This is a genomic window from Pseudomonas viridiflava, from assembly GCF_900602065.1.
Classification (GTDB): domain Bacteria; phylum Pseudomonadota; class Gammaproteobacteria; order Pseudomonadales; family Pseudomonadaceae; genus Aquipseudomonas.
The window spans coordinates 1-322 of the sequence record NZ_UWFN01000384.1; the positions used below are offsets into that span (position 1 = coordinate 1).

The 322-nt window shown below is 70.5% G+C and carries 1 pseudogene; it reads left to right on the forward strand.

Annotated elements, in window-relative coordinates:
- Positions 1 to 322, forward strand: a pseudogene (locus EE949_RS29085) (hypothetical protein); the annotation flags it as partial.

The window sequence follows — 322 nt, forward strand, 5'->3', positions numbered from 1 at the left end:
GGTGGACGAGTTCCACGACGGGCCGGTCGCCGGCGGCGCGCCCTTCAATGTGGCTCGCTCGCTGGCGGCGCTGGGCGTGCCGGTGCGTTTTGTCGGGCATACCTTGGCCGACGCCATACCCCTGCACGCTGATCGCGCAGCCGCCCGTGCCGAACTGGGCTTGCCTGACGGCCCGCTCGTGGCATTGATGCCGGGCAGTCGTGGCGGCGAGGTCGGCCGCCTGGCCAGTGTGTTTTTCGATGCTGCCGAGCGCCTGCAAGCCTTGAAGCCCGGCGTGCGCTTCGTGTTGCCCTGTGCGAGCCCGCAACGCCGTGCGCAGATC